This window comes from Sphingomonas chlorellae (genome assembly GCF_056485145.1).
Window position 1 is genome coordinate 143,624 of sequence record NZ_JBQXXM010000003.1, and the last position, 17,481, is coordinate 161,104.

Annotated in this window: 20 protein-coding genes; 8 read left to right on the forward strand and 12 right to left on the reverse strand. The window is 68.1% G+C overall.

Going from position 1 to position 17,481, the window contains the following annotated elements:
- The first annotated feature begins 72 nt into the window (after positions 1-72).
- Positions 73-549 carry a transcription elongation factor GreA gene (greA, locus tag ACT3CF_RS09430; RefSeq protein ID WP_478422168.1) on the forward strand — a complete coding sequence of 159 codons (477 nt, stop codon included), beginning with the start codon at positions 73-75 and terminating at the stop codon, positions 547-549.
- Positions 550-560: 11 nt separating this feature from the next.
- Complete coding sequence (locus tag ACT3CF_RS09435; RefSeq protein ID WP_478422169.1) at positions 561-1,187, forward strand: rhomboid family intramembrane serine protease; 627 nt, start codon at positions 561-563, stop codon at positions 1,185-1,187.
- Between the two features lie 52 nt (positions 1,188-1,239).
- Here ACT3CF_RS09435 and ACT3CF_RS09440 read toward each other — a convergent pair whose 3' ends face one another.
- The 5 genes from ACT3CF_RS09440 to ACT3CF_RS09460 all read right to left on the reverse strand — a co-directional run bounded on the left by ACT3CF_RS09440 (position 1,240) and on the right by ACT3CF_RS09460 (position 3,366).
- Positions 1,240-1,464, reverse strand: coding sequence for a DUF4170 domain-containing protein (locus ACT3CF_RS09440; RefSeq protein WP_478422170.1), 225 nt, complete (start codon positions 1,462-1,464; stop codon positions 1,240-1,242).
- 227 nt (positions 1,465-1,691) lie between these two features.
- Positions 1,692-2,039 (reverse strand): hypothetical protein, encoded by a 348-nt coding sequence (locus ACT3CF_RS09445; protein ID WP_478422172.1) that lies wholly within the window; start codon positions 2,037-2,039, stop codon positions 1,692-1,694.
- The gene (locus ACT3CF_RS09450; RefSeq protein WP_478422174.1) at positions 2,036-2,392 is read right to left on the reverse strand and encodes a hypothetical protein; all 357 of its coding nucleotides are present in this window, start codon (positions 2,390-2,392) and stop codon (positions 2,036-2,038) included. The genes ACT3CF_RS09445 and ACT3CF_RS09450 overlap by 4 nt, the downstream gene beginning before the upstream one ends.
- Positions 2,389-2,727, reverse strand: coding sequence for a phage holin family protein (locus ACT3CF_RS09455; RefSeq protein WP_478422175.1), 339 nt, complete (start codon positions 2,725-2,727; stop codon positions 2,389-2,391). The genes ACT3CF_RS09450 and ACT3CF_RS09455 overlap by 4 nt, the downstream gene beginning before the upstream one ends.
- A gap of 15 nt (positions 2,728-2,742) precedes the next feature.
- Positions 2,743-3,366 carry a hypothetical protein gene (locus tag ACT3CF_RS09460; protein WP_478422177.1) on the reverse strand — a complete coding sequence of 208 codons (624 nt, stop codon included), beginning with the start codon at positions 3,364-3,366 and terminating at the stop codon, positions 2,743-2,745.
- A 145-nt stretch (positions 3,367-3,511) separates the two neighbouring features.
- Here ACT3CF_RS09460 and eno point away from each other — a divergent pair, with 145 nt between their 5' ends.
- From eno to ACT3CF_RS09480, 4 genes are all read left to right on the forward strand, one after another.
- A complete protein-coding gene (gene eno, locus ACT3CF_RS09465) occupies positions 3,512-4,789 on the forward strand; it encodes a phosphopyruvate hydratase (protein WP_478422179.1) in 1,278 nt (425 codons plus the stop codon).
- 56 nt (positions 4,790-4,845) lie between these two features.
- Positions 4,846-5,166 (forward strand): FtsB family cell division protein, encoded by a 321-nt coding sequence (locus tag ACT3CF_RS09470; protein ID WP_478422181.1) that lies wholly within the window; start codon positions 4,846-4,848, stop codon positions 5,164-5,166.
- A gap of 212 nt (positions 5,167-5,378) precedes the next feature.
- Positions 5,379-6,428 (forward strand): pyruvate dehydrogenase (acetyl-transferring) E1 component subunit alpha, encoded by a 1,050-nt coding sequence (pdhA, locus tag ACT3CF_RS09475; RefSeq protein WP_478422182.1) that lies wholly within the window; start codon positions 5,379-5,381, stop codon positions 6,426-6,428.
- A gap of 1 nt (position 6,429) precedes the next feature.
- Positions 6,430-7,824, forward strand: coding sequence for a pyruvate dehydrogenase complex E1 component subunit beta (locus ACT3CF_RS09480; protein WP_478422184.1), 1,395 nt, complete (start codon positions 6,430-6,432; stop codon positions 7,822-7,824).
- A 90-nt stretch (positions 7,825-7,914) separates the two neighbouring features.
- On the opposite strand, the gene ACT3CF_RS09485 is transcribed toward ACT3CF_RS09480, so the two are convergent.
- From ACT3CF_RS09485 to ACT3CF_RS09495, 3 genes are read right to left on the reverse strand one after another with little or no spacing between them, the layout of a single operon-like run.
- Positions 7,915-8,601 (reverse strand): TadE/TadG family type IV pilus assembly protein, encoded by a 687-nt coding sequence (locus tag ACT3CF_RS09485; protein WP_478422185.1) that lies wholly within the window; start codon positions 8,599-8,601, stop codon positions 7,915-7,917.
- Positions 8,592-9,191, reverse strand: a complete 600-nt coding sequence (locus ACT3CF_RS09490; RefSeq protein ID WP_478422187.1) for a TadE/TadG family type IV pilus assembly protein — start codon at positions 9,189-9,191, stop codon at positions 8,592-8,594. Before ACT3CF_RS09490 ends, ACT3CF_RS09485 begins: the two co-directional genes overlap by 10 nt.
- Positions 9,188-11,023: a TadE/TadG family type IV pilus assembly protein gene (locus tag ACT3CF_RS09495; protein ID WP_478422189.1), complete on the reverse strand. Its 1,836-nt coding sequence runs from the start codon at positions 11,021-11,023 to the stop codon at positions 9,188-9,190. The genes ACT3CF_RS09490 and ACT3CF_RS09495 overlap by 4 nt, the downstream gene beginning before the upstream one ends.
- A 99-nt stretch (positions 11,024-11,122) precedes the next feature.
- Here ACT3CF_RS09495 and ACT3CF_RS09500 point away from each other — a divergent pair, with 99 nt between their 5' ends.
- Complete coding sequence (locus ACT3CF_RS09500; protein ID WP_478422191.1) at positions 11,123-11,821, forward strand: squalene/phytoene synthase family protein; 699 nt, start codon at positions 11,123-11,125, stop codon at positions 11,819-11,821.
- Positions 11,822-11,888: 67 nt separating this feature from the next.
- Complete coding sequence (locus ACT3CF_RS09505; protein WP_478422192.1) at positions 11,889-12,374, forward strand: EF-hand domain-containing protein; 486 nt, start codon at positions 11,889-11,891, stop codon at positions 12,372-12,374.
- Positions 12,375-12,407: 33 nt separating this feature from the next.
- Here ACT3CF_RS09505 and trmFO read toward each other — a convergent pair whose 3' ends face one another.
- The 4 genes from trmFO to ACT3CF_RS09525 form a co-directional block, all read right to left on the reverse strand.
- Positions 12,408-13,817: a methylenetetrahydrofolate--tRNA-(uracil(54)-C(5))-methyltransferase (FADH(2)-oxidizing) TrmFO gene (gene trmFO / locus ACT3CF_RS09510; protein WP_478422194.1), complete on the reverse strand. Its 1,410-nt coding sequence runs from the start codon at positions 13,815-13,817 to the stop codon at positions 12,408-12,410.
- Between the two features lie 237 nt (positions 13,818-14,054).
- On the reverse strand, positions 14,055-14,948 hold the full coding sequence (locus ACT3CF_RS09515) for an acyl-CoA thioesterase (RefSeq protein WP_478422196.1): 894 nt from the start codon (positions 14,946-14,948) through the stop codon (positions 14,055-14,057).
- 19 nt (positions 14,949-14,967) lie between these two features.
- On the reverse strand, positions 14,968-16,089 hold the full coding sequence (locus ACT3CF_RS09520) for an acyl-CoA dehydrogenase family protein (RefSeq protein WP_478422198.1): 1,122 nt from the start codon (positions 16,087-16,089) through the stop codon (positions 14,968-14,970).
- Positions 16,090-16,171: 82 nt separating this feature from the next.
- On the reverse strand, positions 16,172-17,362 hold the full coding sequence (locus tag ACT3CF_RS09525) for an acyl-CoA dehydrogenase family protein (RefSeq protein WP_478422200.1): 1,191 nt from the start codon (positions 17,360-17,362) through the stop codon (positions 16,172-16,174).
- Between the last annotated feature and the right edge of the window lie 119 nt (positions 17,363-17,481).

Below are 17,481 nucleotides of genomic sequence, written 5' to 3' on the forward strand. Positions count from 1 at the left end.
TCATGTGTGCGGGGTCCCGCCGTCCGGCGGGATGTCCGGCGATGAAGCGTTTTACGAAGGACGGCTGAGAGTATGGCGACGGTCGAGAAGATGCCGATGCTGGCGGAAGGCTATGAGAAGCTCAGCGAGGAGCTGAAGCGGCTCAAAGCCGAACGACCGCAGATCGTGGATGCGATCGAGGAAGCGCGCGCGCATGGCGACCTTTCGGAAAACGCCGAATATCATGCCGCCAAGGAGCGTCAGGGCCAGGTCGAAGCCTCGATCGCCGATATCGAGGACAAGCTGAGCCGCGCGCAGATCATCGATCCCAAGGAGCTTTCGGGCGACAAGATCGTGTTCGGCGCGACGGTGACGCTGCTCGACGAGGACGACAAGCCGGTGAAGTACCAGATTGTCGGCCAGACCGAAGCGGATGCGAGCAAGGGCCGCATCTCGTACAACTCGCCGCTGGGGCGTGCGCTGATCGGGCGCAAGGTCGACGAGGAGATCGAGGTTTCGGTCCCCGCGGGCGACCGTTACTATCTGGTCTCGCGGATCGAGTTCATCTGAGGCAGCGCCCCATGCGGCGGCCCGTGGGAACGCTCGCCATCGTCCTGTTGACGGTGGCGGTTTCCATCCTCGTCTATTACGGGCTCGACCCCCTGGAATGGTCGCAGCGCGCGGGCTTCATTCCCGCGCGTGCGAGCGGCGTGGGCACCGATTTTGCCGCGGTTCCGGTGTGGCTGACGCCGCTGACGTGTACGTTGATGCATGGCGGCATGCTTCACCTGGTCAGCAACATGCTGATCCTGGCCTTTGTCGGGCGGATGACCGAGCCGGTCGTGGGCGCCGTGGGGATCGTGATCCTCTATATCGCCGGTGCCTATGCCGCTGCGTTCGCGCAATGGTTGCCTGACCCGCATTCGGTAACGCCGATGATCGGCGCGAGCGGCGCCGCGTCGGCGATCCTGGGCGCCTATGCGCTGATTTTCGGCCGGGCGCGCGCGCGGGCGATCGGGCCGGTGCCGGCGACTGTCGTGCATGTGCTCTGGCTGGCGGCGGCGTGGGTGGTGCTCAACCTGATGCTCGCCTTTGCGATGCAGGCCAGCGGCTATGGCGTGGCCGCGGCCGCGCATATCGGCGGTTTTCTGGCCGGAATCGCGCTCGCGCGGCCCTTGGCGCGGCGGCATCTTCGGCAGCTGGCCTGAGGCGGCCGGGAGAAGGGCGGGGGCGCGGGACGGCCCCCGGTCGCAGCGGCGATCAGCCCTTGGGGTCGAGTTCGGGCTCGAGCAGACGGTGCAGATGGACGACGACGTAACGCATTTCGGCGTCGTCGACGGTGCGCTGGGCAGCGGCGCGCCACGCCTTTTCGGCGGCCTCGTAATCGGCGTAAATGCCGACGATATCCAGCTTTTCCGGATTGACGAAGTCGAGCGTCTGCGGGTCGGCCACGCGGCCGCCGAAGACGAGATGAAGCTTGCTCAAAGAGACCTCCTGGGGAGTGCGATAACGCGGTCCCCTTAACGGCGACCGACGCCCCGGCTCAAGACCGATTGGTTGCAATATATCGCTGTTCGCGTGCAACCGGTGTCGCCACGGCGCAAAATTACCGCAACTAAGGGCCGTCCGAAGGTCAAAACGGCCCGTTCGGAGGTGCGCCGAGTCCATGCGCCTTTTCTCGACCGCGCGCATGGTCCCGGCGCGGAAAACGATCAGTCGGCGCGGGCCGCGTTCTTGGCCGCGTCGACGACATTGCCGATGAGCGAGGTCACGCGCGACTTGGTCGCGTCGCGGTCGGGGAGCAGCGCGTCGAGCTCCTGCCGGCCCGCTTCCTTGGCCGCCTGTGCCGCCGCGGTCGCGCGCTCGGCGAGCTTGCGCCCGACGGGTTCGAGCAACTCGCGCTCCTTGGCGAGCCGCGGGATCAGCGCACCGAGCAGCGCGCCGACCGCGACGCCCGCGGCGAGCAGCGCGACCGGGTTGGAGCCCAGCTCGTCGATCGTCGTGCGGACCTTGTCACCCATGGTCTCGGCGGCGGGTCCGGTGTTGGTTTCGCTGGTCATTTCGAGGATCCTTTCATCCAAGTCGCATCGCTGTCCAAACCCGCCGCACCGGACGGGGTTTCGTCGGGATCGGCTTCGTTCCCCCGGCTGCGGCGGCCGAACCAGCCGCGCGCGGCGAACAGCCCGATCGCGGCGGCGACGCCGGCAATCGCGAGCGGACGGCGCCGCGCGGCCCGGGCGCCGCGCAGCGCCGCCGCAGTCGCGCGTTCGGTAACGCCGTCGAGCGCATCCTGCGCAAGCCGCGCCGGGGCAAGCCGTGCCTGGGTCGCCGTCGCCGAGGCGATCAGCCGGGCGCGCGCGGCGTCGGCGCGTGCCCGCGCCGCGGCGACCGGATCGGAGGCGCCCGCGCTCATGGCCGCCGCGTCGCCCGGCCGAAGCGCCGAACGCCGGCCCAGCCGAACAGCGCCGCGACGCCCAGCGTCGCCACCACGACGATCAGCGTCGCCCAGCCAGCGCCGATCAGCGCGGCGAGCGCAAGCACCAGCCCCACGACGAGCGCGATCGCCGCCGCGATCACGAGCACCGCCGCGATCGAGACGAAGAGAAGCGCGCGTCGCGCCAGCGCCAGCCGATCGGCGACGACCGCGCCGGCATAGTCGAGTTCGGCACGAACATAGGCCCGCGCATCGTCGACCAGCCGCGCGATCACCACGCCGATCGCGGCGTCGTCAGGTTCGGGTTGTTCCACCCCCACAGCCCCCGATCAGATCGTCGGGTTCGGTCCCGCGGTGCCACCCGTTCCGGTGGCATCGTTCGACGACGCCGTGTTCGAAGCCGCCCCGCCCGCCGCATCGGATGTGCCGGCGGCCGGGGCCGCCGTGGTGGCCGGTTCCGCCGCAGGGGCGTCGCCGTCTGTCGTGCCCGCAGTGCCGCGCGCCGAATCGACGCCCGACTTCACCAGCCGCGCGAGCACGAAGCCGAGCGCGGCGGCGGTGCCGACGGCAACCGCCGGGCTCTTGCGGATCAGCGCGTTGGCGTCGGCGAGCAGGTCGTCGACCTCCTTGCTGCGGAGCGAATCGGCGAAGCCCGAAATGCCCTCGGCCGCGCTGCGCGCATAGCGGCCATATTCGGCCCCCAGCTTGGCATCGACATCGTCGGCCGCGCCGGCCATCAGCCGCGCGAATTCGTCGAGCGCGCTCGTTGCCTTGGCCTTGCCCTCGTCGGCGAAGCTGCGCGCCTGATCGGCGGCCTGCTGGCCGAGCTTGCTCGCCTCCTCGCGCAGCGTGTCGGTCGCGCTGCGCTTGGACTGGGCCTGCGCCTGCGGCTCTTCGTCGCCGTTGAGCGGGATAGCGGGCGTTGCCGCGCCGGAAATCGTTTCGTCAGCCATGCCGAAGCCCTTTCTGTTGCTCGATCCAGACAACCACAGGCACTTGTGGCGGTTCCATCCTTCGCGTTGCCGTGCCGCGCACAAGCCGTTAGAGGCTCGCGGCGAAACACCGACAATCCGACACCCTACGTAGGGAGACCGTTCCGTGACCGCAATCATCGACATTCATGGCCGCCAGATCCTCGACAGCCGCGGCAATCCGACTGTGGAAGTCGACGTGCTGCTCGAAGACGGCAGCTTCGGCCGCGCCGCGGTGCCCTCGGGCGCGTCGACCGGCGCGCACGAGGCCGTCGAGAAGCGCGACGGCGACAAGAGCCGCTGGCTCGGCAAGGGCGTCGACGACGCGATCGACGCGGTCAATGACGAGATCGCCGAGGCCGTGCTGGGCCTCGACGCCGAGGACCAGGCCGACCTCGACCGGGTGATGATCGAACTCGACGGCACCGCCAACAAGGGCCGGCTGGGCGCCAACGCGATCCTGGGCGTCAGCCTGGCGGTGGCGAAGGCGGCGGCGGAGGCGCGCGGCCTGCCGCTCTATCGCTATGTCGGCGGGGTGAGCGCGCATGTCCTGCCGGTGCCGATGATGAACATCATCAACGGCGGCGAACATGCCGACAATCCGATCGATTTCCAGGAATTCATGATCATGCCGGTCGGCGCGCCGAACATCGTCGAGGCGGTGCGGTGCGGTGCCGAGATCTTCCACACGCTGAAGAAGAAGCTGCACGACAAGGGGCTGGCGACGGGCGTGGGCGACGAGGGCGGCTTTGCCCCCAACATCGCCTCGACCACCGATGCGCTCGACTTCCTGATGCAGTCGATCGAGGCGGCGGGCTATACCCCCGGCGAGGACGTGATGCTGGCGCTCGACTGCGCCGCGACCGAGTTCTTCCGTGACGGCGCCTATCACATCTCGGGCGAGGGCAAGGTGCTGTCGCCGACGGGCATGGCCGAATATCTGGCCGACCTGGCGGCGCGTTACCCGATCCTGTCGATCGAGGACGGCATGGCCGAGGACGATTTCGAGGGCTGGAAGGCGCTGACCGACGCGATCGGCGACAAGGTCCAACTGGTCGGCGACGACCTGTTCGTCACCAACCCGAAGCGGCTGGCGATGGGGATCGAACAGGGGCTGGCGAACTCGCTGCTCGTCAAGGTCAACCAGATCGGCACGCTGACCGAGACGCTGGAGGCGGTAAGCCTGGCGCAGCGTTCGTCGTACACCGCGGTGATGTCGCATCGTTCGGGCGAGACCGAGGACGCCACGATCGCCGACCTGGCGGTGGCGACCAATTGCGGGCAGATCAAGACGGGCAGCCTGGCGCGTTCGGACCGGCTCGCCAAGTACAACCAGCTGATCCGCATCGAGGAAGAGCTGGGCGACGCCGCCGTCTATGCCGGCACGTCGATCCTGCGGAACTGAAAATCCGGGAAAATCGCACCTTGATTAACGACTGGTCATACGCGACACAGGGGATCATGGTGCGACGGTCCCCCATCCAGACGTTGTTGCGCCGCGCGGGGCTTCCCGCTGCGGCGCTCATCGCGATCGCCTTTTTCGGCTATAATGCCGTGATGGGGCCGACGGGCATCTTCGCGACCAAGGCGCTGAAGATCGAGCTGCAGCAGAAGCAGGCCGAATATGCCGCGCTCGACAAGCGGCGCGCCGAATTGCGCAACCGCGTCAACCTGCTCGACCGCCGGCACGGCGCCGACCCCGACCTGGTCGACGAACTGGTGCGCCGCCAGCTCAACGTGGCGCGCCCCGACGAGGTGATCGTCCCGCTCGACCGCAAGTGACGGTTCGTCCATGATGGCGGTGCGCCGCTTTCGGGACGCATGCGGACGGTCAACGTTGACATAATCAAAAGGACAGGCATGGGAGGAAAGGCGCGGTCAGGCAGAAGGGCGAGGGGCGAACAGCCCGGTTCCCGATGCGTTGACGTTGCGTCCCCCGCGGGATCGCGCATATAGGCGAATGACCTGACCTCCCCCAGGCAAGAGGATATATCGTGGCCAAAACACCGGCACGCAAAACCCCCGTCGAACCCCCGGTACCCAATCGCGAGCGGCCGAGCGAGCCGCAGCGGTACACGGCCTCGAAGGACGAGCTGCTCGCCTTTTATCGCCAGATGCTGCTGATCCGCCGTTTCGAGGAAAAGGCCGGCCAGCTCTATGGCCTGGGCTTCATCGGCGGCTTCTGTCACCTTTACATCGGCCAGGAGGCGGTTGCCGTCGGGCTGCAGTCGGCGCTGGACGGCGAGAAGGACTCGGTGATCACCGGCTATCGCGACCATGGCCACATGCTCGCCTATGGCATCGATCCCAAGGTCATCATGGCCGAGCTGACGGGACGCCAGGCCGGCATCTCGAAGGGCAAGGGCGGGTCGATGCACATGTTTTCGACCGAGAAGAAGTTTTACGGCGGCCACGGGATCGTCGGCGCGCAGGTCTCGCTCGGCACCGGGCTTGCCTTTGCGCACAAGTATAACGGGGACGGCGGCGTCGCCATGGCCTATTTCGGCGACGGCGCCGCGAACCAGGGCCAGGTGTACGAATCGTTCAACATGGCCGAGCTGTGGAAGCTCCCGATCATCTATGTGATCGAGAACAACCAGTATGCCATGGGCACCAGCGTCAACCGTTCGTCGGCGGAGGACCAGCTCTATCGCCGCGGCGAGAGCTTCCGCATCCCCGGCATCCAGGTCGACGGCATGGACGTGCTTGCGTGCCGCGGCGCGGCCGAGGAGGCACTCGCCTGGGTGCGCGCGGGCAAGGGACCGATCATCCTCGAGATGAAGACCTATCGCTATCGCGGCCACTCGATGTCGGACCCGGCCAAGTATCGCTCGCGCGAGGAAGTGCAGGCGGTGCGCGAGAAGTCGGACCCGATCGAGGCCGCCAAGCGCGAGCTGGCGGCGATGGGCGTCGACGAGGACGCGCTGAAGCCGATCGACCAGGAGATTCGCAAGATCGTCAACGAGGCCGCCGATTTCGCCGAACAGACGCCGGAGCCCGATCCGGCCGAACTGTATACCGACGTGCTGGTGGAGTCCTATTGATATGGCGATCGAACTGAAGATGCCGGCGCTGTCGCCGACGATGGAAGAAGGCACGCTCGCCAAGTGGCTCGTCAAGGAAGGCGACGTGGTGAAGTCGGGCGACATTCTCGCCGAGATCGAGACCGACAAGGCGACGATGGAATTCGAAGCGGTTGACGAAGGCACGGTCGCGCAGATCCTGGTGCCCGCGGGCACCGACAATGTGAAGGTCGGCACCGTGATCGCGATGATCGCGGGCGAGGGCGAGGACGCCGCCAAGCCCGCGACCGCCGCCGCCGCCGAGGCGCCCGCCGCTGCGGCCAAGGCGGCCGAATCGGATGCGCCCGCGCCGCGCAAGGCCGACAGCGGCACGACGCAGCTTGCCAGCAACAAGGCCGCGACCGTTTCCGATCCCGCCATCCCGGCGGGAACGCCGATGGTCAAGGTGACGGTGCGCGAGGCGCTGCGCGACGCGATGGCCGAGGAAATGCGGGCCGACGCGCGCGTGTTCGTGATGGGCGAGGAAGTCGCCGAATATCAGGGCGCGTACAAGGTGACGCAGGGGCTGCTCGAGGAATTCGGGCCGCAGCGCGTGATCGACACGCCGATCACCGAATATGGCTTTGCCGGCGTCGGCACGGGCGCGGCGATGGGCGGGCTGAAGCCGATCGTCGAGTTCATGACGTTCAACTTCGCCATGCAGGCGATCGACCACATCATCAATTCGGCGGCCAAGACCAACTATATGTCGGGCGGCCAGATGCGGTGCCCGATCGTGTTCCGCGGCCCGAACGGCGCGGCGAGCCGCGTGGGAGCGCAGCACAGCCAGAATTACGGCCCGTGGTATGCGAGCGTGCCGGGGCTGATCGTGATCGCGCCCTATGACGCGGCCGATGCCAAGGGGCTGTTGAAGGCGGCCATCCGTTCGGAAGATCCGGTCGTGTTCCTCGAGAACGAGCTGATGTACGGCCGGACATTCGAGATCCCGCAGCTCGACGACTATGTCCTGCCGATCGGCAAGGCGCGCGTGATCCGCGAGGGCCGCGACGTGACGCTGGTGTCCTATTCGATCGGTGTCGGCGTCGCGCTGGAAGCGGCGGAGACGCTGGCCGCCGAGGGGATCGAGGCCGAGGTGATCGACCTGCGCACGCTGCGTCCGCTCGACCGCGAGACGGTGCTCCAGAGCCTGAAGAAAACCAACCGGATGGTGGTTGTCGAGGAAGGCTGGCCGACCTGTTCGATCGCGTCGGAGATCTGCGCGATCGCGATGGAGGACGGCTTTGACGACCTCGACGCGCCGGTGCTGCGCGTCACCGACGAGGACGTGCCGCTTCCCTATGCCGCCAACCTTGAAAAGCTGGCGCTGATCACCGCCGACAAGGTGGTCGCGGCAGTCAAGAAGGTGACGTACCGCTAAACGCGGTCGCCACCGTCGCCGAGCCATGCCGGCCCGTCGTCCGCTCCCTTGCCGGGGGCAGGCGGCGGGCCGGTTCGCTGTTGGAGGCAATCAGCTCGTGTAGCGGTCGCAGGTCGAGCGGGTGGCCGCGGGCGAGGGGTTGTAGATCTGGGCGAAGTCGCGATTGTCGCGGACCACGAACGACGCGATGAAGTGCAGCTTGCGCGTGTTCGCGATCCAGCCGTTGCCGACGAGCGGCGTGTATTGATAGTTGATCTCGACGAACATCACGCCAGAGTTGGTGGGGGCGTTCACCATGGCGCCGCTGTCGCCCATGCCGCTGGGCGCGGGCGTTCCCGCGTCGGCTGCGTTGGTGGTGGTGCCGTCGCTGGGGTCGGTGGTCCCGTAGCTCGAATCCCAGCCGGCGCCGCGCTGAAGCCCGAGGCAGCGCTGCCAGTGGATCTTCTGCGTGCCCCCGCTGTTTTCGAGGCTGGAGAGCGTGATCCGGCCGTTGGTGGTGAGCCCGATCGAATTGCCCTGGAAGCGCGCCGCCTGGAGCACGTCGTTGAGGTCCGCCTCGCGCAGCTGGACGGTGCCCTGGCCGCTCATCAGCCCGACGCGCGAGGCATTGTCGGCGAGGTTGAGCGCGATCTGGCTGAGCTTCTGGTTCACCAGCGAATAGCGCGTGAGCTCAAGGCCGTAGAGCCCGGCCATCAGCAGCACGGGCAGGCCGAGCGCGAACTCGATGAATGCCGCGCCGCGCCGGTCGTGCAACAGGCGTGCGCACCTCAGTTGCATAGATTCTGCACCGTCGGGATCGCCTGGGTGGCATAGGGCTGGTTCTTGAGCAGCGTCTGCGCCGACAGGCTGATCGTCGGCGACCAGCCGATCAGCGCGGCGAGCGGGAAGAGCCGCTTGTAGCTGACGCTGACCGAATAGAGCGTGATGTCGCTGGCGCCGCCCTGACCGGTGAGGCCGGGATCGGCGTCCCACATCTTGTTGCCGTTGACGTCGTCATAGCATTCGCCGGGGTCGCGCACGCCGTTGTTGTTGGCGTCGGTGAAGCGTTCCGGGGCGACGGTGCCGAAGCTGGTATAGCTTTTGCGGGTGGTCGTGACCTGGGCGTTGGCGATGACGGCACGGATCTGGGCGGCGACCTTGCCATCGATCGTGGACGGGCTGGCGCTTTCGATCCCGGAGTCGCGGCCGGCCTTCTGTACCGCGCCTTCCAGCACGGCCTGGGCATAGGCCTGATAGGCCATGTCCATCAGCCCCATGACCGCCATGAGCAACGCGGGAGTGATGAGCGCGAACTCGACCGCGGTGACGCCGCGGCGGTCGGGCGCGAGCCGGCGCAACCGCCGGCCGAGGGGGCGCGCGCCGGTCATTTCGACAGCCGCAGCATCGCGACGCGCTTCGCGATCGTCTGGAACGCGGCGTTGAGCGCGGTGTCGCTCGACGCCTGGAAGGCATTGCCGCTGCTCGACGCGCATTGCTGAAGCGGCGTGGTGAGCGACTGGCCGAAGGCGACGACCCAGACGGTGATGCCGCGACGCTTCGCCGCCTCGCATTCGGCGAGGAAGCGCGCATTGTGGCGATCGGTCTGGGAGTTGAAGTCGCCGCCGGTGACGCGCTTGTCGTACCGTTCGAAGGCGTACATGCCGTAGATATCGATACTGGGCGCCATCTCGCCGTCGGTCATGAACACGATGTGGCGCAGCGGCTGGTTGCGGCCGGGCCAGGGCGCGGTGTCGCTGGCAAACGGGCCGGTGGGGTTGATCAGGCGCGTGCCCCAGATCATGCCGGTGTCATGATAGGTGCCGCCCTGGGGCCGGAATTCCGGGGCGTTCAGATAGTTGCTGAGGTCCGTGCGCGACATCGCGGTCAGGCGCTGGGCCGACTTGCCGCAGCTCACCCAGCCGCCCTGCAGATAGCTGCCGCCGCCGATATTGTTGTAGTCGGTGCCGGTATCGACCGACGGGTTGTAGCCGTTGCGATCGTAGATGATGTCCGGCCACATCGGCCGCCACCGCGTCGCGTCGCTGGTGACGAGCAGGTCGGGATCGAGATCGGGCGGGAGCGCGGCCTGGCTGAAGCTCGTCAGCGCTTGCGTATCGCGCTCCTCGATGCAGCCCTGCCACTTGCTCGTCGCGCCGGTGACCTTGCTGGGATCGGGAACCGTTGCGCCGGTGACATATTGGGTGACGTCGACGGGAAGGCGGGCATAGCGCCACAGCGGACCGACCGTGGCCGTGGTGACGGTGCAGGTGCCGCCGCCCCAGCCGCTGCTCCAGCTGACGGTAGAGCTCGTCGCGGTGCCGTCGCTGCGATACCCGGTGGCCGGATCGCGGCTCGCCTTGGCGTTGCAGGCGGGCTGGGAGGTGTAATAATAGGTCGAGGTACTGATGTAATTCCTGACCGAATCCCCGATGACCTGGCGCGTCTGGTAATATTGCTGGCCGGTCAGCAGATAGCCGGCCGGAAGCTGATAGCCGACATTCACCGTCGACGTGTACGGAACCAGCCCGTAGCGGATCTTGGTCGTCGGGTCGGCGGCGGCGGCGAGCGTGTCGTAGAAGTTGAGCACGGCGGTGCGCAGCGCCTTGATCCGTGCGTTCGACTTTTCCTGAACATAATAGCCGGTAGTGCCGTCGGTCCGGGTGTAGGACTGGGTCGGCTGGCCGCTATAGCTGGTGTCGGTGGCGGCATAGGCCATCGAGCCGGTGGTATCGAGAACGAACATCACGTCGACGTCGGACACGTCGAACCGCGCCTCGCACGTCACGGTGAGCGTGGTGTCGCCGAAACCCATCATCTGGGTGAGCGTCATCGGCACGACCGCGGTGGCGGTGCCGCCGACCTGATTGTCGCTCGTCTTGACCGGCGTGAAGCTGATGTTCTTTGCGCCGAACAGCCCGGCCTTGAAATTGTTGTTGAAGAAGGCGCTCGCCTGCGTGCTCGCATTCGTGTCGAGCGTGGTGCCGGCGGTCGTCGTCATGAACTTGCGGCCCGCCAGCACGCCCGCGTCGCACGCCTGCTGAAGGCGCGACTTCACCATGTAGAGGCGCGAGGTATCGACCGCCGAGCCGACGAACAGCATCAGCGGGATCATCGCGACGGCAATGATCGTGAGCGCGTTGCCGCGCCGGTCGCGGCGAAGCCGTGCCAGGAAACCGGAACCGGAGCCGTCGCGGCGGGCGAGCGTCAAGTCGTCCGTCACCCGTGCCGGCAGGGGGATCGTCGATGCAAAACCCAACAGGAGCCACTCTCACCGAACAGCCCTCTTTGAAGGGCCGGTCCGTCGGCCTACAGGGGAGAGGTGAATTCTTCCCTACCGCCCCATTCCGAGCCCCATCCCGAGCCCCATCCCGAGCGCGCGCTGGCGCTCACCTATGCCGCCCCGTCGGCGCGTGCCGGCCTGGCCGCGCTGTTCGCGCTCGACGATGCACTGGCGCAGTTGCTGCGGACGACGCGCGAGCCCGCGGTGGGGCAGTTGCGGCTGGCGTGGTGGCGCGAGTCGCTTGAGAAGCTCGACCATGCGCCCGCGCCGGCCGAGCCGGTGCTGCGTGCGATCGAGGCCGAGGTGCTGCCGCGCGGCATTCGCGGCGCCCAGATCGTCCCGATCGTCCATGGCTGGGAAGTTCTGGTCGAGGAAAGCACGCTCGAGGCGGCGGCGCTGGCACGGTTCGGCGCAGGGCGCGGGACGCTGTTCGAACTGGGCGGCGTGATGCTGGGCGCCCGCGCCGCCGATCCGCTGGCCGATGCCGGTGCGGGATGGGCGCTCGGAGATCTTGCCCGCCACCTCGGCGAGCCGGGCGAGGCGGCAATCGCACGCGATCTTGCGGCCGAGCGGCTGACGCGCGCGACGCGCAGGCGGTGGAGCGGCCGCACGCGCGCGCTGGGGGCGATGGCGCATCTGGCGCGCATGGACCTGGCGATCGCCGCCGATGCGCCCATTCCGACGGGGGCGCCGGGCCGCGTCGGCCGTATGCTGTGGCACCGGCTGACGGGGCGTTGAGCCGCTTCTAACCGGCCGGAAATTCTGATAATTTGCGCGCATCAGGGGCAATCCGGGGGGATTGGCGATGTGGCGCTATGCAGTGGGGGCAGTGGTTGCGCTGCTCCTGGGGACGGCCGCGGTCTTGCTGTTCGGCGGACAGGCGCGCGAGCGGGCCGTGCTGCCCGCGGCGCCGAAACCCGGCGCGGGGCAGGCGACACCGACACCGCCGCTTCCGGACGTCGCCCCGAGCGCGCCCGAGCGTAGCCGCGAACAGAAGCGGTTCGACCGATATGACAAGGACCGTAACGGCGCGATCGCACGCGCCGAATATCTGGAGCCGCGTCGCAAGGCCTTCGCCAAGCTCGACCGCGACGGCGACGGCAAGCTGAGCTTCGAGGAGTGGGCGGTGAAGACCACCACGCGTTTCGACCAGGCCGACAAGGACCGATCGGGGACGCTTACCCGCGAAGAGTTCGCCACCACCGCGCCCAAGCGCAAGCCCGCGCATCCGCGCTGTGCCTGCCCGAAACCCGCGCCGGCCGAGGCCGAGGGCGGCGGCAGCGACGACTGATCCCTGCTGCGCGCTGCCCAGCGCCGCCGCCGGTCAGGCGGCGGGGAGCGGTGCGACCTGTCCCAGCCAGTCCGCAAAGGCCGTGCGCGCGCGTTCGGTGTAGAGCAGCTTGCGATCGGCCTTCCTGGTCCGCCCCGGGATCGGCGGGAACAGCCCGAAATTGACGTTCATCGGCTGATAGGTCTCTGCTTCGGCATCGCCGGTGATGTGCGCGAGCAGCGCGCCGAGCGCGGTTTCGCGTGGCGGCGGGGGCAGCGTGCGTCCGGCAAGTTCGGCGGCGGCGAAGCGGCCGGCGAGCATTCCGATCGCCGCGCTTTCGACATAACCCTCGCACCCCGTCACCTGGCCGGCAAAGCGGATATTCGGGCGCTGGCGCAGGCGCAGGCTGCGATCGAGCAGTTCGGGCGACTTGATGAAGGTGTTGCGATGGAGGCCGCCGAGCCGCGCGAACTCGGCATTTTCGAGGCCGGGGATCGTGCGAAAGATGCGGACCTGTTCGGCATATTTGAGCTTGGTCTGGAAGCCGACCATGTTCCAGAGCGTGCCCGACGCATTGTCCTGGCGTAGCTGGACCACCGCATAGGGCCAGCGGCCGGTGCGCGGATCGTCAAGCCCCACGCCCTTCATCGGGCCGTAGCGGAGCGTATCGACGCCGCGTTCGGCCATCACCTCGATCGGCATGCAGCCGTCGAAATAGGGGACGTTCTCCCACTCGCGGAACTCGGTCTTTTCCGCGGCGAGCAGGGCAGCGTGGAAGGCGAGATACTCGTCCTTCGTCATCGGGCAGTTGATATAGTCGCGGCCCGGCCCGGCGGCGGTGGTGTCGATCGCGGTCGGCGGGACGTCGTCGGCCTCTGCGCCGTCAGCCGCGCGGACCTCTGCCCCCTTGTTCCAGCGCGACTGGAACCATGCCTTGTCCAGGTCGATCGAGTCGAAATGGACGATCGGCGCGATCGCATCGAAAAAGGCGAGATGGTCCGCACCGGTCGCCGCACCGATCGCCTCTGCCAGCGCGGGCGCGGTGAGCGGGCCGGTGGCGACGATCGTCGGGCCCTCTGCCGGAAGCGCGTCGATCCGTTCGCGCACGATCGTGATGTTGGGATGCGCGGCGAGCGCCTGCGTCACTCCCGCCGAAAAGCCGTCGCGATCGACGGCGAGCGCCGACCCGGCGGGCAGGCGGTGCGCATCGCCCTGGGCGAAGATGAGCGAGCCGAGGCGGCGCATCTCCTGATGGAGCAGCCCGACCGCGTTGCGTTCGGCATCATCCGAGCGGAAGCTGTTCGAGCAGACCAGCTCGGCAAGGTGGTCGGTCTGGTGCGCCGGGGTCATTTCGCCCGAACCGCGCATTTCGGACAGGCGCACTTTCCAGCCCGCCTGCGCGAGCTGCCAAGCCGCTTCGGATCCGGCGAGGCCGCCGCCGATGATATGGATATCGTACTTCACCCGAGCGCGAATAGCGATTTGGCCGCCGCGGCAAAAGAGCCTCGCCGATGGTCGGTGGGGCGGGGCGGAAAAGGTCGGGGCAGCCGAAGCTGCCCCGTAGTTCGGGGAGGGCCGACGCGAAGAGGGGCAACGCATCGGCCCGCGCGCTGTGCAGCCGGGATATTACAGGCATATTTCCATGACAGCGTTTTCCGCCGCCCCAGTGAAGGGCCGGGGGCGCCGTTGCCATGCGGCGGGTCAGTCCTGGCGCGGCGCGCGGGGACGGATCAGCCCCTCCTGCGCGACGCTGGCGACCAACTGTCCCTCGCGCGTGTAGATCCGGCCGCGGTTGAAGCCACGCGAATGGCCGCTCCACGGGCTGTCGGTGGTGTAGAGGAGCCATTGGTCGGCGCGGAACGGCTCATGGAACCAGATCGCGTGATCAAGGCTGGCGGTCTGGACCTGCCCGCGTGCCCAACTGGCACCGTGCGGCAACAGGCTGGTGCCGAGCAGCGTCATGTCGCTGGCATAGGCGAGCATCGCGCGATGGAGCGCGAGATCGTCGCCCGGCGGCGCAACCACGCGGAACCAGCTGTGCTGGACCGGCTCGCCCGGTTCGGTGGCCAGCCAGCTGTGGCGGCTGGCGGGGCGGATCTCGATCGGGCGACCGCGGGCGATCAGGCGCCGCAGCGCCGGCAATGCGCTGTCGGGCATCATCGCGATCAGTTCGCGCTCGCTCGGCAGCGCCTCGGGCTCGGGGACGCCTTCGGGCATCGGGATCTGGTGCGCATAGCCGGGTTCGGGGCGCTGGAACGAGGCGGTGAGGTTGAGGATCGGCTGGCCGCGCTGCATCGCGACGACGCGACGATTGGCGAAGCTGCGCCCGTCAAAGTCGCGCTCGACGCGATAGAGGATCGGCAGGTTCTCGTCGCCGGGACGCATGAAATAGGCGTGCAGCGAATGGGCAACCTGTTCGGCCGCCACCGATCGCTGCGCCGCCTGAAGCGCCTGGGCGATCACCTGACCGCCGAACACCCGCCCTTCGCCGCCGGGCTGGCGCGGGCCGCGGAACAGGTCGATGTCGAGCATCTCGACATCGAGCAGCTGGACGAGCCCGGCGACCAGCGCCTCGGGCGTGCGTTCGTCGGTCATCGTGGCGTGCGCGCTCCCCTCAATAACCCGACGCTTCGGCGAGCGCGTTGGCGTGGAAATTGGCGTCGCCGAACAGTTCGGCGAGCACGCGGGTGCGCTTCATGTAGAAGCCGACGTCATAGGCGTCGGTCATGCCGATGCCGCCGTGCATCTGGATCGATTCCTGGACCGAGAGCGTGGTTGCCCAGCCGGTCATCGCCTTCGCGACCGCCACGGCCTCGTCGGCACCGTCGCCGGAATCGAGCAGTTGCTGCGCCTTGAGCACCGCCGCGCGCGCGACCTCCATCTCGCTGTAGAGATGCGCGGCGCGGTGCTGGAGCGCCTGGAAGCTGCCGATCGGCAGGCCGAACTGTTTGCGCTGCTTGAGATAGTCGATGGTCATCGCCATCGCGCCGCCGCCGACGCCGAGCATTTCGGCCGCAGCCCCGGCGCGACCCGCCGCGAGCATCCGCCGCAGCAGTACGCCGCCGGCGTCGACTTCGCCGACGACGCTGTCGGCATCGACCGCCACGCCGTCGAAAGTGATGTCCGATGCAAGGCTCGAATCGGCGAGGCGCTGCGGGTCGATGGCGAGGCCCGCCGCCTTGGGATCGACCGCGAACAGCGTGAGCCCGGCGTCGCCGCTGCCCTCGCCCGTCCGCGCAGCGACGAGCAGCAGATCGGCGACATGCGCGTGATGGACGAAGCGCTTGGTGCCGGTGAGGCGGAAGCCGTTGCCCGCACGCTCGGCGCGCATCGCGATCTGGCCGGTGAACTTCGCCCCCTCGTCGATCGCAAGCGCGGCGACGGTTTCGCCCGCGAGAATGCCGGGGAACCAGCGGTCGGCATGCGCGGTGCCGCCGAGCCCCGAGACCGCCGCGACTGCGGTGGTGAGGAAAGGCGAGGGGGAGAGATTGCGCCCGATCTCCTCGAGCACGATCCCCGCCTCGACATGGCCGAGGCCCAGGCCGCCCTGGGCCTCGGGAATCAGGATGCCGGTGAAGCCGAGCTCGGCGAAGGATTTCCAGAGATCGCGCGAAAAGCCGGTACGGTCATCGGCGTCGCGGAGCGCGCGCAGGTGCGAAACGGGCGCGTTGGCGGCAACGAAGTCGCGCGCGGTTTCGAGCAGCAGCGACTGGTCGTCGGAGAGAAAGAGCGGCATGGCAATTCCTTTCGGTCACCCGCGTCGCGGCAGCGCGCGCGGCGGGCGGAAACAAGGGGAAGGGCGGGGCACGACGGCCCCGTCAGGCGCCCGGAAGCTCGAGGATCCGCTTGGCGATGATGTTGAGCTGGATCTCGCTCGTCCCCCCCTCGATCGAGTTGGCCTTGGTACGCAGCCAGGCACGCGCGGCGCGGCCGTGGTGCGAGCGTTCGCTGTCCCATTCGAGTGCGTCGGCACCGCCGGCGGCCATGACGAGTTCGTGGCGCGCCTTGTTGAGCTCGGTCCCGTAATATTTCATCATCGACGGCTGCGCCGGATGCGCGCGGCCCGCCTTGAGCTCGTCGAGGAAGCGTTCGGACATCGCGGCAAAGGCGCGCATGCGGACGTCGAAGGTGGCGATCTGCGCACGCAGCAGCGGATCGGCGAGGCGACCCTGCGCATCAAGGCCGATCGTGGCGATCGCGCCCTCGATCAGCGGATTGCCGCCGGTACCGCCCAGGCCCATGCCCGAGATCATCTCGCGCTCATGGCCGAGCAGATATTTGGCGACGTCCCAACCCTTGTTCTCGTCGTGCACGCGCTGCGACTTGGGCACCTTCACATTGTCGAAGAAGGTCTCGCAGAAGGGCGAATAGCCCGAGATGAGCAGGATCGGTCGGGTCGAGACACCGGGCGACGCCATGTCGAAAAGGACGAAGCTGATCCCGCCCTGCTTCGATTCCTTGCTGGTGCGCACGAGGCAGAAGATCCAGTCCGCCTTGTCGGCGTAGCTGGTCCACACCTTCTGGCCGTTGACGACATAGTGATCGCCTGCGTCCTCGGCCCAGGCCTGAAGCCCGGCCAGGTCCGAGCCGGCATTGGGTTCGGAATAGCCCTGGCACCAGCGGATCTCGCCGCGGGCGATCTTCGGCAGATGTTCGAGCTTCTGTTCCTCGGTGCCGTATTTGAGCAGCGCCGGCCCGAGCATCGAGATGCCGAAGCTGTTGAGCGGGTTTCGGCAATGAAGGCGGGCCATTTCCTCGCGAAGGATCTTGGTCTCCGCGGGCGAGAGGCCGCCGCCGCCATATTGCGTCGGCCAGTCGGGCACCGTCCAGCCGCGCGCCGCCATGCGGTCGAGCCACAGCTTCTGGTCGGGGTGGGCATAATCGGGGTTGCGCCCGCCCCAGGTGATATCCTTTTCCGAGCGCACCGGCTCGCGCATCGCGGGCGGGCAGTTTTCCTCCAGCCAGGCACGGGTTTCCGCGCGGAACTGGTCGAGTTGTTCGGTCATCATCCTCTCCCGATCGCTCCTGGCGAACGGAGGGGCGCGATCGGAGCGCGCGTTCCGCGTCGTCCGCCGATCACCGCCTGTGCGGCCCCCTCCCAGTGCCTGGAGGATTTTGCATGGTTCGC

What these genes read in the sequence shown, in the direction of transcription:
- greA (WP_478422168.1), top strand. Translation starts at nt 73, where the DNA reads ATGGCGACGGTCGAGAAGATGCCGATGCTGGCGGAAGGCTATGAGAAG.
- ACT3CF_RS09435 (WP_478422169.1), top strand. Translation starts at nt 561, where the DNA reads ATGCGGCGGCCCGTGGGAACGCTCGCCATCGTCCTGTTGACGGTGGCG.
- ACT3CF_RS09445 (WP_478422172.1), bottom strand. Translation starts at nt 2,039, where the DNA reads ATGACCAGCGAAACCAACACCGGACCCGCCGCCGAGACCATGGGTGAC.
- ACT3CF_RS09450 (WP_478422174.1), bottom strand. Translation starts at nt 2,392, where the DNA reads ATGAGCGCGGGCGCCTCCGATCCGGTCGCCGCGGCGCGGGCACGCGCC.
- ACT3CF_RS09460 (WP_478422177.1), bottom strand. Translation starts at nt 3,366, where the DNA reads ATGGCTGACGAAACGATTTCCGGCGCGGCAACGCCCGCTATCCCGCTC.
- ACT3CF_RS09470 (WP_478422181.1), top strand. Translation starts at nt 4,846, where the DNA reads ATGGTGCGACGGTCCCCCATCCAGACGTTGTTGCGCCGCGCGGGGCTT.
- ACT3CF_RS09480 (WP_478422184.1), top strand. Translation starts at nt 6,430, where the DNA reads ATGGCGATCGAACTGAAGATGCCGGCGCTGTCGCCGACGATGGAAGAA.
- ACT3CF_RS09485 (WP_478422185.1), bottom strand. Translation starts at nt 8,601, where the DNA reads ATGCAACTGAGGTGCGCACGCCTGTTGCACGACCGGCGCGGCGCGGCA.
- ACT3CF_RS09490 (WP_478422187.1), bottom strand. Translation starts at nt 9,191, where the DNA reads ATGACCGGCGCGCGCCCCCTCGGCCGGCGGTTGCGCCGGCTCGCGCCC.
- ACT3CF_RS09505 (WP_478422192.1), top strand. Translation starts at nt 11,889, where the DNA reads ATGTGGCGCTATGCAGTGGGGGCAGTGGTTGCGCTGCTCCTGGGGACG.
- ACT3CF_RS09515 (WP_478422196.1), bottom strand. Translation starts at nt 14,948, where the DNA reads ATGACCGACGAACGCACGCCCGAGGCGCTGGTCGCCGGGCTCGTCCAG.
- ACT3CF_RS09520 (WP_478422198.1), bottom strand. Translation starts at nt 16,089, where the DNA reads ATGCCGCTCTTTCTCTCCGACGACCAGTCGCTGCTGCTCGAAACCGCG.
- ACT3CF_RS09525 (WP_478422200.1), bottom strand. Translation starts at nt 17,362, where the DNA reads ATGATGACCGAACAACTCGACCAGTTCCGCGCGGAAACCCGTGCCTGG.